This window comes from Mycobacterium spongiae, assembly GCF_018278905.1.
In the GTDB taxonomy this organism is placed as follows: domain Bacteria; phylum Actinomycetota; class Actinomycetes; order Mycobacteriales; family Mycobacteriaceae; genus Mycobacterium; species Mycobacterium spongiae.
Genome location: NZ_CP046600.1, coordinates 2,519,187 through 2,537,858 on the forward strand (window position 1 = coordinate 2,519,187; position 18,672 = coordinate 2,537,858).

An 18,672-nucleotide genomic window follows, 5' to 3' on the forward strand; every position below is an offset into this window, starting at 1 on the left:
CTAGGCCGCCGTTGGCCCGACGGTGGCCCGGCGCCGTGTTGTGCCAGCTCGCCGGCACCTTAGAGAATCTATTTGCAAAAACGTGCATAACCATGCAAAGTTTGCGGAATGGCCAAGCAGATCACGGTGGCGGTTGCGGGCGCCAGCGGTTACGCCGGTGGCGAGATCCTTCGCCTGCTTCTCGGGCACCCGGCCTATGCCGACGGCCGGCTGACGATCGGCGCGCTGACCGCGGCGACCAGTGCAGGCAGCACGTTGGGCGAGCAACATCCCCATCTGCTGCCGCTGGCTCCGCGGATCCTCGAACCCACTGAGCCCGCCGTGCTGAACGGTCACGACGTCGTCTTCCTTGGTCTGCCGCACGGGTATTCGGCCGGACTGGCCGATCAGCTCGGCCCGGACACGGTCATCATCGACTGCGGCGCCGACTTTCGGCTTACCGACGCCGCGGCCTGGGAGCGGTTCTACGGATCGCCGCATGCCGGGAGCTGGCCGTACGGGCTGCCGGAGTTGCCGGGTGCGCGGGAGCGGCTGCGCGGCGCACACCGCATCGCGGTTCCCGGCTGCTATCCGACTGCGGCGCTGCTGGCGCTGCTGCCCGCGATGGCCGAGGACCTCATCGAGCCGGCGGTCACTGTGGTGGCGGTCAGCGGCGCTTCTGGGGCCGGTCGGACGGCCAAGGCCGACTTGCTCGGCTCCGAGGTGATGGGGTCGGCCCGGGCGTACAACATCGCTGGTGTCCACCGGCACACCCCGGAGATCGCGCAGGGCCTACGGGCCGTCACCGACCGTTCGGTCACCGTGTCCTTCACCCCGGTCCTCATCCCGAGCTCGCGCGGCATCCTGGCCACGTGCACCGCGCGTACCCACGCGCCCCTATCGCAGCTACGGGCGGCCTACGAAAAGGCATATGGTTGCGAGCCGTTCATGTACCTGATGCCGGAGGGGCAGCTGCCCCGCACCGGCGCGGTGATTGGGAGTAACGCGGCGCACATCGCCGTCGCCGTGGACGAGGACGCCGAGACTTGCGTGGCCATCGCCGCGATCGACAACCTCGTCAAGGGCACCGCCGGGGCCGCCGTGCAGTCGATGAACCTGGCGCTGGGCTGGCCGGAGACCGAAGGGCTTTCGGTGGTCGGGGTGGCGCCATGACCCGAGCTGAGGATGTTCGCGCCGGCTTGCGGGGGAGGGTGGCGCAGGTGAGCCCCGCCGGGGACCACAGCGTCGCGGCAGGGCGGCTGCTGCGCACTCAGGGAGTTACTGCCGCGGCTGGATTCCGGGCCGCCGGCATCGCCGCGGGGATCAAGGCATCGGGGGCTTGCGACCTCGCCCTGGTTTTCAACGAGGGCCCCGACTATGCGGCCGCCGGAGTCCTTACCCGCAACAAGGTCAAGGCCGCGCCTGTGCTGTGGACGCAACAAGTGCTGACCACCGGGCAGCTGCGCGCGGTGATTCTCAACTCGGGCGGTGCCAACGCCTGCACCGGACCGGCGGGATTTGGCGACACTCACGCGACTGCCGAAGCGGTCGCCGCCGCGTTATCGGACTGGGGAACCGAGACGGGGGCCATTGAGGTTGCTGTCTGCTCTACCGGTCTGATCGGCGACCGGCTGCCGATGGACACGGTGCTCGCCGGCGTTACCAACGTGGTGCATGAGCTGCATGGTGGCTTGCAGGGCGGCGACGACGCCGCCCACGCCATCATGACCACCGACACCGTGGCCAAACAGGTTGCGCTGCATCATCAGAACAAGTGGACGATCGGTGGGATGGCCAAAGGTGCCGGGATGCTGGCGCCGTCGCTGGCGACCATGCTCTGTGTGCTGACCACCGACGCCGCCGCCGACCCGGCTGCCCTCGATCGCGCCCTGCGCCGGGCCACCGCTCGCACCTTCGACCGACTCGACGTCGACGGCAGCTGCTCCACGAATGACACCGTGCTGTTGCTGGCCTCGGGCGCCAGCGAGATCGCCCCGCCCCAAGCTGATCTCGACGACGCCGTGCTGCGGGTTTGTGACGACATGTGCGCCCAGTTGCAAGCCGACGCCGAGGGCGTCACCAAGCGTGTCACCGTGACGGTGGCCGGGGCCGCGAGCGAGGACGACGCGCTGATCGCCGCCCGGATGATCGCCCGTGACAGCCTCGTCAAGACCGCGATATTCGGGTCTGACCCCAACTGGGGTCGAGTTCTAGCGGCCGTCGGAATGGCGCCGATCACCCTAGATCCCGACCAAATCACTGTGTCGTTCAATGGTTCTGCGGTGTGTGTTGCCGGAGTTGGGGCTCCGGGTGCGCGCGAGGTGGATCTATCCGGCGCCGATATCGACGTTGCGGTCGATCTCGGGGTCGGCAACGGCCAGGCGGCCATCCGGACCACCGATCTGTCGCATGCCTACGTCGAAGAGAATTCGGCCTACAGCTCATGAGCCGCGCCGGCGACGATGCAGAGCGAAGCGATGAGGAGGAGCGGCGCGTATGAGCGTTGACGCGGTGCCGACCCAGGTCAAGGCGCAGGTGCTAGCCGAAGCCCTGCCCTGGCTCAAGCAGCTGCACGATGAGATCGTCGTCGTCAAATACGGCGGCAACGCGATGACCGACAACGAACTGCGGCATGCCTTTGCGGCGGATATGGCGTTCTTGCGCAACTGTGGCATCCATCCCGTGGTGGTCCATGGTGGCGGACCCCAGATCAGTGCGATGCTGCGACGGCTGGGCATCGAGGGCGACTTCAAGGGCGGATTCCGGGTCACCACACCGGAAGTGCTCGATGTGGCGCGCATGGTGTTGTTCGGTCAGGTGGGCCGCGAGTTGGTCAACTTGATCAATGCGCATGGGCCCTATGCCGTTGGGGTCACAGGCGAGGATGCGCAGCTGTTCACCGCGGTGCGGCGCAGCGTCACCGTCGACGGCGTGGCGACCGACATCGGGCTGGTGGGGGACGTCGATCGGGTCAGCACAGCGGCATTGCTCGATCTGATTGCGGCTGGACGGATCCCGGTGGTGTCTACGTTGGCCCCGGATGCCGACGGCGTCGTGCACAACATCAACGCCGATACCGCGGCGGCGGCGCTCGCCGAAGCTCTGGGCGCCGAAAAGCTCTTGATGCTGACCGATATCGAAGGTTTGTACACCCGTTGGCCGGAGCGCGACTCGCTGGTCAGCGAAATCGATACCGCCACACTGGCGCAACTGCTACCGACCTTAGAGTCGGGCATGATCCCCAAGGTTGAAGCATGTCTGCGGGCTGTCGAGGGAGGCGTACCCAGTGCGCATGTCATCGACGGGCGGGTCAAACACTGCGTATTGGTCGAGCTGTTCACGAACGACGGGACCGGGACCAAGGTGGTAGCCGCATGACGCACCCACAAGGCAATACCGCCGCGCTGCGGCAGCGCTGGCAAACCGCGATGATGAACAACTACGGCACCCCATCAGTGGCGCTGGCCAGCGGAGATGGTGCGGTGCTCACCGATGTGGACGGCAAGAGCTACCTAGACCTGCTGGGCGGGATCGCGGTCAACGTCTTGGGCCATCGGCATCCGGCGCTCATCGAGGCCGTCACGCAGCAGATGTCGACGCTGGGCCATACCTCCAATCTGTATGCCACCGAGCCGGGTATCGAGCTGGCCGAGGAGCTGGTCGCCTTGCTGGGCTCCGAGGCCCGCACACGAGTGTTCTTCTGCAACTCGGGGACTGAGGCCAACGAGCTGGCATTCAAGTTGTCTCGCCTTACCCGACGCACGAAGTTGGTTGCCGCGCATGACGGCTTCCACGGCCGAACGATGGGTTCGCTGGCACTGACGGGTCAGCCGGCCAAACAGGCCCCGTTCGCGCCGCTGCCCGGCGATGTCACCCATGTCCGCTATGGAGACGCCGACGCATTGGCCGCCGCCGTTGACGACCACACCGCGGCGGTGTTCCTCGAGCCCATCATGGGGGAGTGCGGTGTCGTTGTGCCGCCCGAGGGGTACCTGGTGGCTGCCCGCGAGATCACGGCGAAGCACGGCGCCCTGCTGGTGCTCGACGAAGTGCAGACGGGAGTGGGGCGCACCGGCGCCTTCTTCGCCCACCAGCACGACGGGATCACTCCGGACGTGGTCACTCTCGCCAAGGGCCTCGGCGGCGGGCTGCCGATCGGCGCGGTCCTTGCCGTTGGAGCTGCGGCGGAGCTGCTGGAACCCGGCTTGCATGGCAGCACGTTCGGCGGCAACCCGGTCTGCGCCGCGGCGGCGCTGGCGGTGTTGCGGGTGCTGGCCGCCGACGGCTTGGTCCGGCGTGCCGAGGTCCTGGGCAAGTCACTGCGCCACGGCATCGAGGCGCTTGGTCACCCACTGATCGATCGGGTGCGTGGCCGCGGGCTGCTTGTGGGCATCGTCCTGTCGGCGCCGCATGCCAAGGATGCCGAGGCGGCCGCCCGCGACGCCGGCTATCTCATCAATGCACCGGCGCCCGACGTGATCCGGTTGGCGCCGCCGCTGATCATCGCCGAACCTCAGCTCGAGGACTTCGTCGACGCGCTGCCGCGCATCTTGGACGCTGCAAGAGAGCGGCGCATATGACCCGGCACTTCCTGCGCGACGACGACCTATCCGCGGCCGAACAGGCCGAGGTTCTCGAGCTGGCCGCCGGCGTGAAAAGGGACCCACTGTGCCGCCGTCCCCTGGAGGGTCCCCGGGGCGTTGCGGTCATTTTCGACAAGAACTCCACGCGCACCCGGTTCTCCTTCGAGGTCGGGATTGCGCAGCTTGGCGGACATGCCGTCGTCGTCGATGGCCGCAACACCCAGCTCGGCCGCGACGAGACTCTGCAGGACACCGCACGCGTGCTGTCCCGCTACGTCGACGCCATCGTCTGGCGGACCTTCGGCCAGTCACGGTTGGACGCCATGGCATCGGCCGCGACAGTGCCGGTGGTCAACGCGCTTTCCGACGAATTCCATCCCTGCCAGGTGTTGGCCGATCTGCAGACGATCGCCGAACGCAAGGGGGCGCTGCGCGGCGTGCGGCTGTCCTACTTCGGTGACGGTGCCAACAACATGGCCCACTCCCTGATGCTGGGCGGGGTGACCGCTGGGGTCCATGTCACCATCGCGGCTCCCCACGGCTTCCGGCCGGACCCGGTGGTCCTGGCCGCGGCCGAGCGGCGCGCGGCGCTCGCCGGCGCGTCGGCGACCGTAACCGCCGACGCCGATGCGGCCGCTGCCGGCGCCGACGTGCTGGTGACCGACACGTGGACGTCGATGGGGCAGGAAGACGACGGGCTGGACCGGGTCCAGCCATTCCGGCCGTTTCAGGTCAACGAACGACTGCTGAGTCTTGCCGATCCGGAAGCCATCGTGCTGCACTGCCTGCCCGCGCATCGTGGAGACGAGATCACCGACGAGGTGCTGGACGGTCCGGCCAGCGCAGTGTGGGACGAGGCCGAAAACCGGCTGCACGCGCAAAAAGCGCTGCTGGTGTGGTTGCTGGAGCGGTCTCGATGACCCGCGCCGGCGACCACGCAGAGCGTAGCGCTAGGGAGGAGCGGCGCTCATGAACAGCGAAGCGTCCAAGGCCCGAGCCGTCAGCTGGCCCGAAGTCAGCACGAACCGGGCGGGTCGCCAGGCGCGCATCGTGGCAATTCTGTCGTCGACCGAGGTGCGCAGCCAAAGCGAACTTGCGGCGCTGCTGGCCACGGAGGGCATCGAGGTCACCCAGGCCACTCTGTCGCGCGACCTTGAGGAGATCGGTGCCGTGAAGCTGCGTGGCGCTGACGGCGGGTCGGGTGTCTACGTTGTGCCGGAGGATGGCAGCCCGGTGCGCGGGGTTTCCGGTGGTACGGACCGGATGTCGCGCCTGCTCAATGAGCTGCTGGTGTCCAGCGACGCGAGTGGGAACCTCGCTGTGTTGCGCACGCCACCGGGCGCAGCGCACTATCTCGCGAGCGCGATCGACCGCGCCGCCCTGCCCCAGGTTGTGGGCACCATCGCCGGAGATGACACCATCCTCGTGGTTGCCCGCGAGCCGATAACCGGCGCGGAACTGGCCAGCATGTTCGAGAACACTCAGTAAGGAGTTGGTTCATGTCCGAACGCGTCATTCTGGCGTACTCCGGCGGTCTGGACACCTCGGTGGCGATCAGCTGGATCGGTAGGGAGACCGGCCGCGAAGTCGTGGCGGTGGCAATCGATCTCGGCCAGGGTGGCGAGGATATGGAGGTCGTGCGTCAGCGGGCACTGGACTGCGGTGCGGTGGAGGCTGTCGTCATTGATGCTCGCGACGAGTTCGCTGAAGGCTACTGTTTGCCGACTATCTTGAACAACGCGCTGTATATGGACCGCTATCCGCTGGTGTCAGCGATCAGCCGGCCACTGATTGTCAAGCATCTGGTCGCGGCGGCGCGCGAGCATGGCGGCGGCATCGTTGCGCATGGGTGCACCGGCAAGGGAAACGATCAGGTCCGGTTCGAAGTCGGGTTCGCGTCGCTGGCGCCCGATCTCGAGGTGCTGGCGCCGGTCCGTGACTACGCCTGGACGCGCGAGAAGGCGATCGTGTTCGCAGAAGAGAACGCCATCCCCATTGATGTCACCAAGCGTTCGCCGTTCTCCATCGACCAGAACGTGTGGGGCCGCGCGGTGGAAACTGGGTTTCTCGAGCATCTGTGGAATGCGCCCACCAAAGACGTCTACTCCTACACCGAGGACCCCACGGTCAACTGGAACACACCCGATGAGGTGATCGTCGGTTTCGACCAAGGCGTCCCGGTGTCGATCGACGGAAACTCGGTTTCCATGTTGGGCGCCATCGAGGAACTCAATCGCCGCGCGGGTGCGCAGGGTGTCGGACGTCTCGACGTTGTCGAGGACCGGCTGGTGGGCATCAAGAGCCGCGAGATCTACGAGGCGCCGGGGGCGATGGTGCTGATCACTGCCCATACCGAACTGGAACACGTCACCCTGGAGCGTGACCTGGGTCGGTTCAAACGTCAGACCGACCAGCGCTGGGCTGAGCTGGTGTACGACGGGCTGTGGTATTCGCCGTTGAAGGCCGCCCTGGAGAGTTTCGTCGCCAAGACTCAGCAGTACGTATCCGGTGAGGTCCGAATGGTGCTGCACGGCGGCCGCATTGCGGTCAACGGCCGTCGGAGTGCCGAGTCGTTGTACGACTTCAACCTCGCCACCTACGACGAGGGCGACAGTTTTGACCAGTCCGCGGCCCGCGGGTTCGTCTATGTGCACGGCATGTCGTCGAAACTAGCGGCGCGCAGGGATCTACGGTAGCCGGTGAACACCAACGAGGGTTCGCTGTGGGGCGGGCGGTTCGGCGAGGGTCCCGCCGATGCGCTGGCCGCCCTGAGCAAGTCCACCCACTTCGACTGGGTGTTGGCTCCCTACGACATCGTCGCGTCGCGGGCGCATACCGCGGTCCTCTTCCGGGCCGGGCTGCTCACCGAAGACCAGCGCGACGGGCTGATAGCGGGACTGGACCGCTTGGCGGCCGACATCGCCGACGGCAGTTTCGGCCCACTAGCCACCGACGAGGATGTGCATGGCGCACTGGAGCGCGGGCTCATCGACCGGGTGGGGTCGGAGCTGGGTGGTCGCCTGCGAGCCGGGCGATCGCGCAACGACCAGGTGGCCGCCCTGTTCCGGATGTGGTTGCGTGATGCGGTGCGTCGGGTCGCTGCGGGCGTGCTCGAAATCGTCGGTGCGTTGGCCACCCAGGCGGCAGCTCATCCGCACGCCATCATGCCCGGCAAGACCCACCTGCAGTCCGCCCAGCCGATCCTGCTGGCCCACCATCTGCTCGCGCACGCCCACCCCTTGCTGCGCGACGTGGACCGGATCGTCGACCTTGACAAACGCGCTGCGGTGTCCCCGTATGGTTCAGGTGCGCTGGCTGGCTCGTCCCTAGGCCTGGATCCCGACGCGATCGCCGCGGATCTGGGATTCTCGGCTGCCGCGGACAATTCTGTCGATGCGACGGCAGCACGAGATTTCGCTGCCGAGGCGGCCTTCGTCCTCGCCATGATCGCCGTGGACTTGTCCCGGCTCGCAGAGGACGTCATCATTTGGAGCTCGACGGAATTCGGCTACGTCACGTTGCACGACTCGTGGTCGACCGGTAGTTCGATCATGCCGCAGAAGAAGAACCCCGACATCGCGGAGCTGGCCCGCGGCAAGTCCGGTCGGCTGATCGGAAACCTCGCCGGGTTGCTGGCGACGCTGAAAGCCCAGCCCCTGGCCTACAACCGCGACTTACAGGAAGACAAGGAGCCGGTGTTCGATTCCGTGGCTCAATTGGAGCTGCTGCTGCCGGCAATGGCGGGGCTGGTGGCGAGTCTGACATTCAATGTCGATCGGATGGCCGCCCTGGCCCCAGCCGGTTACAGTCTGGCCACGGATATCGCTGAATGGCTGGTGCGGCGCGGTGTTCCATTTCGGTCCGCTCATGAGGCGGCCGGCGCCGCGGTGCGCGCCGCCGAGGAGCGCGGCGTCGGGTTGGGAGAGCTGACCGACGACGAGTTGGCCGCCATCAGCACCGAGCTCACGCCGCGGGTTCGCGACGTGTTGACCGTCGAAGGCTCGGTTTCGGCGCGCGATTCGCGGGGTGGCACCGCGCCGAGTCAAGTTGCCCGACAATTGGATGTGGTCGCAAAGAGCACCGAAGGGCTCCGCCAGCTCCTGATGGGCTGAGAGGAGCAGCAGTGGAGCGGTGAAATTGCTCCAGGACGGGTGCCTCGCCTTCGGTGTTGGCGCCGACTCATGGGTCCCGGAAGAAGGCTATGCGACAACACAATTGCCAGGTACTGATCGTCGGAGGCGGCCCAGTGGGGCTGATGCTGTCGATTCTGCTGTCACGGTGGGGTGTTGAGCACGTGTTGGTTGAGGCCCGCCCGGACACTTCCACTCATCCCAAGGCTCGGGGCATTTCGGCGCGGTCAATGGAGATTCTGCGCAGCGTTGGGCTCGAAGGTCAGGTCCGCGAAGCGGGCTTGCCCACTGAGCAGGTGGCGCTATATCGCGGGGCGAGTCTGGTCGACCCTGACTTCGTGCGAACCAGGTCAGCCGAGGGCCCCGATGCGCACCGACCTGCGGTCACCCCGTCGCCGGGGGTGATCTGTTCGCAGGATGCGCTCGAGGCAATCTTGGTCGTCGCGGCCCGCCAGCGGGCGGGTGACCACATGATCTGGTTCGGGCACCGTCTGAAGTCGTTGGGCCAATGCGACGACGGAGTGTTATCCGTGGTGGTGTCTGGCGGCGCAGAGCGGATCGGTTGGCAGGTCAAGTCCCGGTACGTCGTCGGCTGTGACGGCGCAGCCAGCACGATTCGGCAGCAGTGCAACATCACCATGGCCGGCCGGACGGGGCTGCGGCACTACGCAAGTGTGCGCTTTTGTGCCCCACTGGGCGCCGTGGTTGCCGATCGGGCCAGCGCGTCTTACTTTCTGACTCCACCTGCTCGTGGGGGATTTATGGCCATCGACAACGACACCCGCTGGATCTACCAGTACCCCTTCGACCCGGACACCGAAAACCCCGCCCGTTTCGACGAGGCGCAGTGGGCAGCATTGATCCGCGCCGGTGTCGGTATCGAGGACCTCGATGTCACCGTGGTTGACACCATGGAGTGGCGGATGGATGCCTGCCTGGCCAGCACCTACCGCCGCGAGTCGGTGTTTGTGGCCGGCGACGCCGCCCATCTGACTCCGCCCACCGGGGGTCATGGCATGAATCTGGGCATTGGCGACGTCGACAACCTCGCCTGGAAACTGGCCGCGGTGCTTCATGGCCAGGCTGGCGAACCCCTGTTGAACACCTACGAGCACGAACGTCGCCCCATTGCAGCACAGGTCATTGGGATCGCCGCCGACATCGCCACCGACAATGCCCGCTCTCGCGGGCGCTACCGCATTGATGACCGACTGCTGCTCAGCGCCACCTACGCCTCGGCAGCGATCATGCCCACCGCAACACGCGGTCTATCGCGGATTCACCCCGATGGCCAGCTGCTCGCCGCTGAGCCTGGCCGACGTCTCCCACACCTCTGGCTCACCGGCGACGAATGGCTCACCGGCGACGAAGGGCTCACCAGCGACGATCGACGCCAATCCACTCTTGACCTTCTCGGCCCTGGCTTCACCCTGCTGCACGGTCCAGCGGCCGCCGAGCATTGGCGAGATGAGGCCATCAACGCACGACAAGCAGGCCTTTCGGTCACTGCCCGCACGTGGTCTGCTCCGGTGCCGTCCCCGACGCACCGTTCGGCGTTCGAGGACATGCTCTCACTGCCGAAGACGACGGCACTGCTGGTCCGACCCGACGGCCACATCGCCTGGCGTGCCGATACGACGTCTCCCAGAGGCACCTTGACCGCCGTTCTCAACACGCTGCTAGCCCGCTAGCACGCTCTGAATCCGATGCCCACCTGAGGAGAATCGGCCTAGCACTTCCCGAATTGCCCGCCACCGGCCAGCAACCCTGCCAAATCGGAACGACACATCAACGACTCTCATTGGCTGTGGACCAGTTTTTCGGCCGGCTCGGCCGCCTGGGGGAAATGAGGCTAGCAAGGCTTGGCGGGGCGTCTGCGATAGCGAAATCCCTGGACGGCGAGCCGCAGCTGACAGGCCCAATCTGCAGGCATTGATCGTGATCGCGTTTCAGCACTGACGTCGTCGCTCGCTAATCCACGCGGCTCACCCGTCGCAGTATCGGAGGCGCGGTCGTCCGGCCGCCGCGTCCTTAGGGCTTCTGTTGCGGGGCAATAGGTTTGATGTGTCACCGCGGTTGTGGCGGCCGAGTGTCCGTCGGCGTGACGGACCAACGCCGGGGATTCGAGCGAAAAGCCAGTACCGGAGCCGTCATCGACTTACGATTTTAACGGGTGCGCAATCCGCCAGATGGACACGCACCTGTGCTGAACGTCACATAATCAAATTTGCAAGTAACTGCTGGTCAGCTAGACTTTGAGGTCAAAGCGATCCGGTTGAACTGTTTGGCCGTGATATTCGTGTCCAGAGGGTGGGACCAAGACCAATGAGCGTCATTGCAGGCGTATCCGGGGTGTTGCCGCCCTTTCGCTATTCCCAGAAGGAACTCACCGATACCTTTCTGAGCATCCCGGATTTCGCGGGCTACGAGGACATCGTTCGCCAGCTACACGCCAGTGCCAAAGTCGACAGTCGCCACGTTGTCATGCCGCTGGAGAATTACCTGAAGTTGAACGACTTCGGCGAGGCAAACGAGATTTTCCTCGAGAAAGCCACCGATCTTGGTGTTGAGGCCTTGACGGGCGCGCTTGACGAGGCAGGGCTGCAACCCGAAGACCTCGACATGCTCATCACGACCACGGTCACCGGCCTCGCGGTGCCATCGCTGGATGCCCGGATCGCCGGGCGGCTGGGGCTGCGCTCCGACCTGCGCCGGGTGCCGCTGTTCGGCCTGGGCTGTGTGGCCGGAGCGGCCGGGGTGGCCCGCCTGCACGACTATTTGCGAGGTGCCCCCGACGGCGTTGCCGCCCTGATCGCGGTGGAGCTCTGCTCCCTCACCTACCCGGGGTACAAGCCCTCGCTAGCCGGTTTGGTCGGGAGCGCACTCTTTGCTGACGGGGCCGGCGCGGTGGTGGCCGTCGGCGAACGTCGCGCTGACCAGGACCGGGAAATCCGTGCCAGTGGGCCCACCATCATCGATTCGCGGAGCACTCTCTACCCCGATTCATTGCGCACCATGGGCTATGACATCGGGTCTGCAGGGTTCGAGCTGGTTCTCTCGAAAGACCTGGCCGAGACCATCGAGCAATACCTCGGCAACGACGTCAGCGCTTTCCTGGCCGAGCACGGCTTGAGCACGACCGATATCGGCGCCTGGGTAAGCCATCCCGGTGGCCCCAAGGTCATCAATGCCATCACCGAAACTCTTGACCTGCCACCAGACGCACTCGAGCTGACCTGGCGGTCCCTCGGCGAGATCGGCAACCTCTCGTCAGCGTCGGTGCTGCACGTGCTGCGTGACACCATCGCCAAACCGCCGCCCAGCGAAAGCCCGGGGTTGATGCTCGCCATGGGCCCCGGATTCTGTTCCGAACTCGTGCTGCTGCGTTGGCACTGATACGTCGTGAACCATTTCTCGTGCCCCGGGACATCGCTTATTGGGCCTTGAGGACGTGAGGGCGATGGGACGAGACGAGCTTCGGCGGGGTTCCACACGCTGTTGGGCTCTCATGCTGACCCGTTCGTCTGAGTAGCAGGTGAGACCGGATGGACAGCAGTCGAGACGAGCTCATCAAGGCCCTGCGGGCCTCGCTCAAAGAAAACGAGCGACTCAAGCGAGAAAATCGCGACTATCTGGCTCATATCAGCGACCAGAACAGCGAACCGATCGCGGTGGTGGGGATGGGTTGCCGCTATCCCGGTGGGGCAGACACGCCGGAAGCGCTCTGGCAGATCGTGGCCGACGGCCGCGATGTGGTGTCGGAATTTCCCAGCGACCGCGGCTGGAACCTGGAGGGGCTGTGTGACCCGGATCCGGATGCCGTGGGCAAGTCGTACACGAACTCCGGCGGGTTCTTGGCAGGCGTGGCCGACTTCGACGCGGAATTCTTCGGAATCGCTCCCAGCGAGGCGCTGGCGATGGATCCACAGCAGCGGCTGTTGCTCGAGGTGTCGTGGGAAGCGTTGGAGCGCGCGGGGATTGACCCGACTACGTTGCGTGGTTCGGCGACAGGCGTGTTCGCCGGGATATTCCACGGTTCCTACGGGGGCCAGGGCAGGGTGCCCGGCGACCTCGAGAGGTACGGGCTCCGCGGCTCGACGTTGAGTGTGGCATCGGGCCGGGTCGCCTACGTGCTGGGCCTGGAAGGCCCAGCGGTGTCGGTGGATACGGCGTGTTCGTCGTCTTTGGTGGCGTTGCACTTGGCGGCGCGGTCGTTGCGGACGAGGGAATGCGCCCTGGCGATCGTAGGCGGCGTGACCGTGATGGCCACCCCCGCGATGTTCATCGAATTCAGCCGGCAGCGTGCACTGGCCGCCGACGGGCGCTGCAAGGCATATGCCGGTGCGGCCAACGGGACAGGTTTCTCTGAGGGCGCGGGGGCGTTGGTGGTGGAACGGCTCTCTGATGCCCGGCGTTTGGGACATCCGGTGTTGGCGGTGGTGCGGGGGTCGGCGGTCAACCAGGATGGCGCGTCCAATGGGCTGGCGACGCCGAACGGTCCCTCGCAGCAGCGGGTGATTCGGGCCGCGTTGGCCGATGCGCGGCTCAGTGTGACCGACGTGGATCTGGTCGAGGGGCATGGAACGGGCACCACGTTGGGTGACCCCATTGAGGCGCAGGCGATTCTGGCGACCTATGGACAGGATCGTCTTCCCGGTCGGCCATTGTGGCTGGGGTCGATCAAGTCGAACATGGGGCATACGTCGGCTGCCGCTGGCGTGGCAGGCGTGATGAAGATGGTCCTGGCAATGCAGCACGGGGTGATGCCGAAGACGCTGCATGTGGATGCGCCTACGCCGCACGTGGACTGGTCGGCCGGTGCGGTGTCGCTGCTGACTGAATCGCGAGTCTGGCCGGATGACGAACGGCCGCGTCGCGCGGGAGTGTCGTCATTCGGCATCAGTGGGACCAACGCCCATGTGATCGTGGAACGGGCACCCGGGCAACCTCCCGAAGCAGTGGAATGCGTTGCTCCTCAAGGGGGTAACGATCCTGCGGTGGCCGTTGCGTGGGTGGTGTCGGCCCGATCGGCGCCGGCGTTGATCAATCAGGCGCAGCGCCTATTGACCTGGGTGGATGAGCGTCCGGAGCTCGGTGTTGCGGATGTGGGTTGGTCACTAGTGAACACCCGCTCGTTGTTTGAGCACCGGGCGGTGGTGGTGGGCGGCAATCGCGCAGAACTCCTCGAAGGATTGTCGGGGTTGGCCGGTGGTGACCCTGGTGCGAATGTGGTGGTAGGGCGCGCCCGCCCAGTGGGCAAGACCGTATTGGTGTTTCCGGGTCAAGGCTCGCAGTGGATGGAAATGGGAGCGCAACTGCTCGACACCTGCCCTCCGTTCGCCGACCAGATGCATCGATGCGACAAGGCGCTCGGTGCGCACGTGGAGTGGTCATTGATCGACGTGGTGCGGGGGGCGACGGGAGCACCGGGCCTGGATCGGGTCGATGTCGTGCAACCAGCTCTGTGGGCCATGATGGTGTCGTTGGCCGGACTATGGCGTTCGATCGGGGTGGTTCCCGATGCGGTGATCGGCCATTCCCAGGGTGAGATCGCGGCGGCCTATGTAGCGGGGGCGTTGACACTGGAGGATGCTGCGCGGGTAGTGGCGCTGCGTAGCCGGTTGTTGGTGCGACTGTCTGGCGCGGGCGGGATGGCGTCGTTGGCGTGTGGGAGGACGCAGGCGGAGGAACTGCTGGCTCCGTGGGGTGACCGCCTGAGTATCGCTGCAATCAACGGTGTTTCAGCAGTAGCCGTTGCCGGCGACGTGGACGCACTCGCGGAGCTGATACAGCGATGCGAGGCATCCGACGTTCGTATCCGGCGGATCGATGTCGACTACGCGTCACATTCGGCTCACGTTGACGGGATCCAGGCAGACCTGGCCGACGCGCTGGCCGGCATCGCGCCGCGTTCGGCGGATGTTGCCTTCTTCTCGACGGTCACCGGCGAACTTATGGATACCGTCGATCTGGACAGCGACTATTGGTATCGCGGTATTCGTCAGACAGTGCAGTTCGAACGCGCGGTACGTAGCGCCGCCGACGGCGGCTACAACGTGTTCATCGAATCCAGTCCCCATCCGGTGCTGGTTGCCGGCATCGAAGAAACGTTGGCAACCGTGGCCGACCAGAACAGTGCCGGCGAAGCGATTGTCGTCCCGTCGCTAGGTCGCGGCGACGGTGGCCTCGACCGATTCTGGCTATCGGCCGGACAGGCCCATGTTGCTGGTGTGAAGGTGGATTGGCGCGCCAGCTACGACGGATTGGACGGCCAGCGGGCGCAGTTGCCGACGTATGGCTTTGCGCGGCGGCGGTTCTGGCTGGCAGAGGCGGGGGCTGGGCCAGCGCATGTGGGTGGTTTGGGATTGCTCGGAGCTGAGCATGGCCTGTTGGGTGCCGTGGTGGAGAGGCCCGACTCCGGCGGGGTGGTGCTTACGGGTCGGCTGTCGGTGACTGCCGAGCCGTGGCTAGCCGATCATGCGGTGGCTGGGACCGTGTTGTTTCCGGGCGCGGGGTTTGTGGAACTAGCTATCCGGGCAGGCGATGAGGTCGGTTGCCCGGTAGTGGAGGAGTTGACGCTGTCGACTCCGTTGCTGTTGCCCGCTAGCGGTGGGGTGCGGGTGCAGGTGCTGGTGGGTGCCGTTGGTGAAGCCGGGCGTCGGGCGGTATCGGTGTATTCGCTGCCCGACCAATCGGATTCGGAATGGGCGTTGCATGCCGAGGGCATGTTGGGGGTTGGGGCGTTCGCTCCGGACGCGGACTTGTCCGTATGGCCACCGGCCGGAGCCTCGGTCGTGGACGTGGGTAACGCCTATGAGCGACTGGCTGCTCTTGGTTATGACTATGGTCCGGCGTTTCAAGGCCTGCGGCAGCTGTGGCAGCGGGGAACTGAGATCTTCGCCGAAGTTGTTCTCGCCCACGATGCTGGGTTGACGGTCGGCGGGTTTGGGATACACCCGACCCTGCTGGACGCGACGTTGCACGCGTTCGGGCTGGCCACCGATCAGTCTCGCACGGTCTTGCCCTTCTCCTGGCAAGGGGTGTCACTGCATGCGGCGGGGGCGTCGCATGTTCGGGCGAAGATAGCACCAGCCGGTGCCGCGTCCATGTCGCTGGAGCTAGCGGATTCGGTGGGTTTGCCGGTCCTGTCCGTGCGGGAACTGGTGTTTCGTCCGGTGTCTGGGGAGACGTTGTCTCTTGCGGCGGCTCCAGCTGCCGGTGGCGAGCTGTTGGAGGTGGTCTGGTCGGCCGTGCCGTTGGCGGACGCTGTTGGTGGCGCTAGCCAGGATGTCGTGCTGTGGGAGGTGAATTCGCACGTCGACAGCGGTGTCGGCACGCTCGGGTCGGTGTATGCGGCTGCTCATGCGGTATTGGGCCGGGTGCAGACCTGGACTTCCGGTGATGAGTCAGGTCCGTTGGCTGTCTTGACGCACGGGGCCGTGGGGGTGGCCGGTGAGGACGTCTGGGATTTGGCTGGCGCGGCGGTATGGGGGTTGGTGCGCTCGGCGCAGGCTGAGCATCCCGGCCGGATTGTGTTGGTCGATTCCGATGGTTCGGTGGATCTTCGTGCGGCGGTTGGTTGCGGTGAGCCGCAATTGGCGGTGCGGCAGGGTGTCGTCTACCGCGCCCGGCTGAAGCCGGCACGCCCCCAGACGCTACTTCGGCTGCCTGAGGGGGATTCTGGGTGGCGTTTGGTCACCGGCGGTGGGGGAACTTTTGAGGATGTGCTGGTGGGTCCCTGTGTGCGGGCAGAGCTGGCCGCCGGCGAGGTGCGGGTGGCGGTGGCCGCGGTAGGGGTGAACTTCCGGGACGTGCTGGTGGCGTTGGGGATGTATCCCGGTGGTGGCGAGTTGGGGGTTGAGGGTGCAGGTGTGGTCGTCGAGGTCGGGTCAGGGGTTGAGGGGCTTGCGGTCGGCGATACCGTGATGGGTTTGCTCGGGGTGGTCGGTCCCGAAGCAGTAGTGGATGCCCGGCTGGTTACCGATGTCCCAGCAGGGTGGTCGCTGGTGGCAGCTGCCGGCGTGCCCGTGGCGTTCTTGACAGCCTTGTATGGGTTGTCGGTTCTCGGGCACGCCCGGGCTGGCCAGCGAGTATTGGTGCATACCGCTACGGGTGGGGTGGGCATGGCCGCGGTGCAGCTGGCGCGGCACTGGGGGCTGGAGGTTTTCGTCACTGCCAGCCGAGGCAAGTGGGATACGTTGCGCACTATGGGCTTTGACGATGCCCATATTGGCGATTCGCGGTCACCGGCGTTCGCGGAGAGATTTCTCGCGGCCACCCAGGGGGCGGGAGTCGACGTGGTGCTCAACTCACTGGCCGGCGAGCTCGTCGATGCGTCGTTGCGGTTGTTGCCCCGGGGCGGGCGTTTCATCGAGATGGGCAAGACCGATGTGCGTCATCCCCAGGAAATTGCCGAGAGCTATCCGGGCGTCGAGTATCGGGCGTTTGACCTGGTCGAGGCCGGCCCGGACCGAATCGCGGCGATGCTTTCGGAGTTGGTGGAGTTGTTCGCGGCCGGGGCGCTGGAGCCGTTGCCGGCCAAGACTTTTGATGTGCGGAATGCGCGGCAGGCCTACCGCTTTGTCAGCCAGGCCCGCCATCTGGGCAAAGTGGTGCTCACGCTGCCTGACGACCGTGGCGAACAGCTGGACAGTGAGTTGTCGCAGGGCACAGTAGTGATCACCGGCGGTACCGGGATGGCCGGTGCGGCCCTGGCGCACCACGTCGTGACCCGCTATGGGGTGGCCAATGTGGTGCTCGCTAGCCGTTCCGGTGCGAATGCCCCGGGTATCGGGGAGCTTCGGGATCGGTTGCACGGTGCCGGGGCACAGGTCTCGGTGGTGGCGTGTGACGTGGCTGATCGTGGTGAGGTGGCGGCGCTTATCGGCCAGGTGCCGGCTGCGCATCCGCTGCGGGCGGTGATTCACGCAGCGGGCGTGCTCGATGATGGGCTCATCGATTCATTGACGCCGGATCGCGTGGATGCGGTGCTACGAGCCAAGGTCGACGGCGCGTGGAATCTCCACGAGCTGACCAGGGATCTCGAGTTGCCGGCGTTTGTGGTGTTTTCTTCGATGGCCGGGACATTGGGCACCCCGGGTCAGGGCAACTACGCGGCCGCCAACAGTTTCCTCGACGGACTGGTCCGCCAGCGGCGAGCGCACGGGTTGCCGGGATTGTCGCTCGCCTGGGGATTGTGGGACCAGGCCAGCGCGATGACGCAACACCTCGGGGGGCGCGATCGGGCGCGTATGAGCCGCTTTGGGCTGGCGCCACTATCCACCGAACAGGCCCTAGCGCTGTTCGACCGCGCCCTGGCGGATCAGCGGACCGTGGTGGTGGCCACCCGTGTTAATGCGGCCGCCGTTGCCGACAGCGGCGCTGCGCTACCGCCATTGCTCAGCGAATTGGCTCCGCATCCCACGCGACGCGTCATCGGCAGCACCGACACCGAGGTCTCCACGACCAACCTCGCCGCACGACTCCTTGGCCTCAGCCCCGAGGACCGGCACCGTGAACTCACCAACGTAGTATGCAGCAACGCGGCCACGGTCCTGGGCCGCACCAGCACCGCAGATATCAACGCCCACAGCGCTTTCCAAGACCTCGGGTTCGACTCGCTGACGGCTGTCGAATTGCGCAATCGGCTCAAGACCGCAACCGGGCTAACCCTCTCGCCGACGCTGGTTTTCGACTACCCGAATCCCACTGCCCTAGCCGAGCACCTCGGCATCCGGCTGGCCACGAGCGCCGATAGACCAAATCCGCTCGCCCGGTTTGACGACCTCGCCGGAGAACTCGACACGCTAGTCCAGCAAACTGATTGGACTGCGGCGGACAAGACCCACCTCACCACCAGACTCCACACCCTGATGGCGATTCTCACCTCGGACGACGAGGACATCGCGACCGCAACCGAAAGCCAGCTCTTCGCCATCATCGACAAAGAACTCGGACCCTAGGGAATCCAGCAAGGAGTG

Annotated in this window: 11 protein-coding genes; all 11 read left to right on the forward strand. The window is 65.9% G+C overall.

Annotated elements, in window-relative coordinates; translation table 11 throughout:
• Positions 1 to 108 precede the first annotated feature (108 nt).
• The gene (argC, locus tag F6B93_RS10290) at positions 109 to 1,152 is read left to right on the forward strand and encodes an N-acetyl-gamma-glutamyl-phosphate reductase (protein WP_211699005.1); all 1,044 of its coding nucleotides are present in this window, start codon (positions 109 to 111) and stop codon (positions 1,150 to 1,152) included.
• Positions 1,149 to 2,426: a bifunctional glutamate N-acetyltransferase/amino-acid acetyltransferase ArgJ gene (gene argJ / locus F6B93_RS10295; protein ID WP_211699006.1), complete on the forward strand. Its 1,278-nt coding sequence runs from the start codon at positions 1,149 to 1,151 to the stop codon at positions 2,424 to 2,426. The genes argC and argJ overlap by 4 nt, the downstream gene beginning before the upstream one ends.
• Before the next feature lie 49 nt (positions 2,427 to 2,475).
• Complete coding sequence (gene argB, locus F6B93_RS10300; RefSeq protein ID WP_211699007.1) at positions 2,476 to 3,357, forward strand: acetylglutamate kinase; 882 nt, start codon at positions 2,476 to 2,478, stop codon at positions 3,355 to 3,357.
• Positions 3,354 to 4,559: an acetylornithine transaminase gene (locus tag F6B93_RS10305; RefSeq protein WP_211699008.1), complete on the forward strand. Its 1,206-nt coding sequence runs from the start codon at positions 3,354 to 3,356 to the stop codon at positions 4,557 to 4,559. The genes argB and F6B93_RS10305 overlap by 4 nt, the downstream gene beginning before the upstream one ends.
• On the forward strand, positions 4,556 to 5,482 hold the full coding sequence (gene argF / locus F6B93_RS10310; RefSeq protein ID WP_211699009.1) for an ornithine carbamoyltransferase: 927 nt from the start codon (positions 4,556 to 4,558) through the stop codon (positions 5,480 to 5,482). The genes F6B93_RS10305 and argF overlap by 4 nt, the downstream gene beginning before the upstream one ends.
• A 49-nt stretch (positions 5,483 to 5,531) precedes the next feature.
• A complete protein-coding gene (locus F6B93_RS10315; RefSeq protein ID WP_211699010.1) occupies positions 5,532 to 6,050 on the forward strand; it encodes an arginine repressor in 519 nt (172 codons plus the stop codon).
• An 11-nt stretch (positions 6,051 to 6,061) separates the two neighbouring features.
• Positions 6,062 to 7,258 carry an argininosuccinate synthase gene (locus tag F6B93_RS10320; protein WP_211699011.1) on the forward strand — a complete coding sequence of 399 codons (1,197 nt, stop codon included), beginning with the start codon at positions 6,062 to 6,064 and terminating at the stop codon, positions 7,256 to 7,258.
• 3 nt (positions 7,259 to 7,261) lie between these two features.
• A complete protein-coding gene (argH, locus tag F6B93_RS10325) occupies positions 7,262 to 8,674 on the forward strand; it encodes an argininosuccinate lyase (RefSeq protein WP_211699012.1) in 1,413 nt (470 codons plus the stop codon).
• An 89-nt stretch (positions 8,675 to 8,763) separates the two neighbouring features.
• Positions 8,764 to 10,383: an FAD-dependent monooxygenase gene (locus tag F6B93_RS10330; protein WP_211699013.1), complete on the forward strand. Its 1,620-nt coding sequence runs from the start codon at positions 8,764 to 8,766 to the stop codon at positions 10,381 to 10,383.
• Between the two features lie 634 nt (positions 10,384 to 11,017).
• Positions 11,018 to 12,088, forward strand: a complete 1,071-nt coding sequence (locus F6B93_RS10335) for a type III polyketide synthase (RefSeq protein ID WP_211699014.1) — start codon at positions 11,018 to 11,020, stop codon at positions 12,086 to 12,088.
• A gap of 149 nt (positions 12,089 to 12,237) precedes the next feature.
• Positions 12,238 to 18,654 (forward strand): type I polyketide synthase, encoded by a 6,417-nt coding sequence (locus F6B93_RS10340; RefSeq protein WP_211699015.1) that lies wholly within the window; start codon positions 12,238 to 12,240, stop codon positions 18,652 to 18,654.
• Positions 18,655 to 18,672 lie beyond the last annotated feature (18 nt).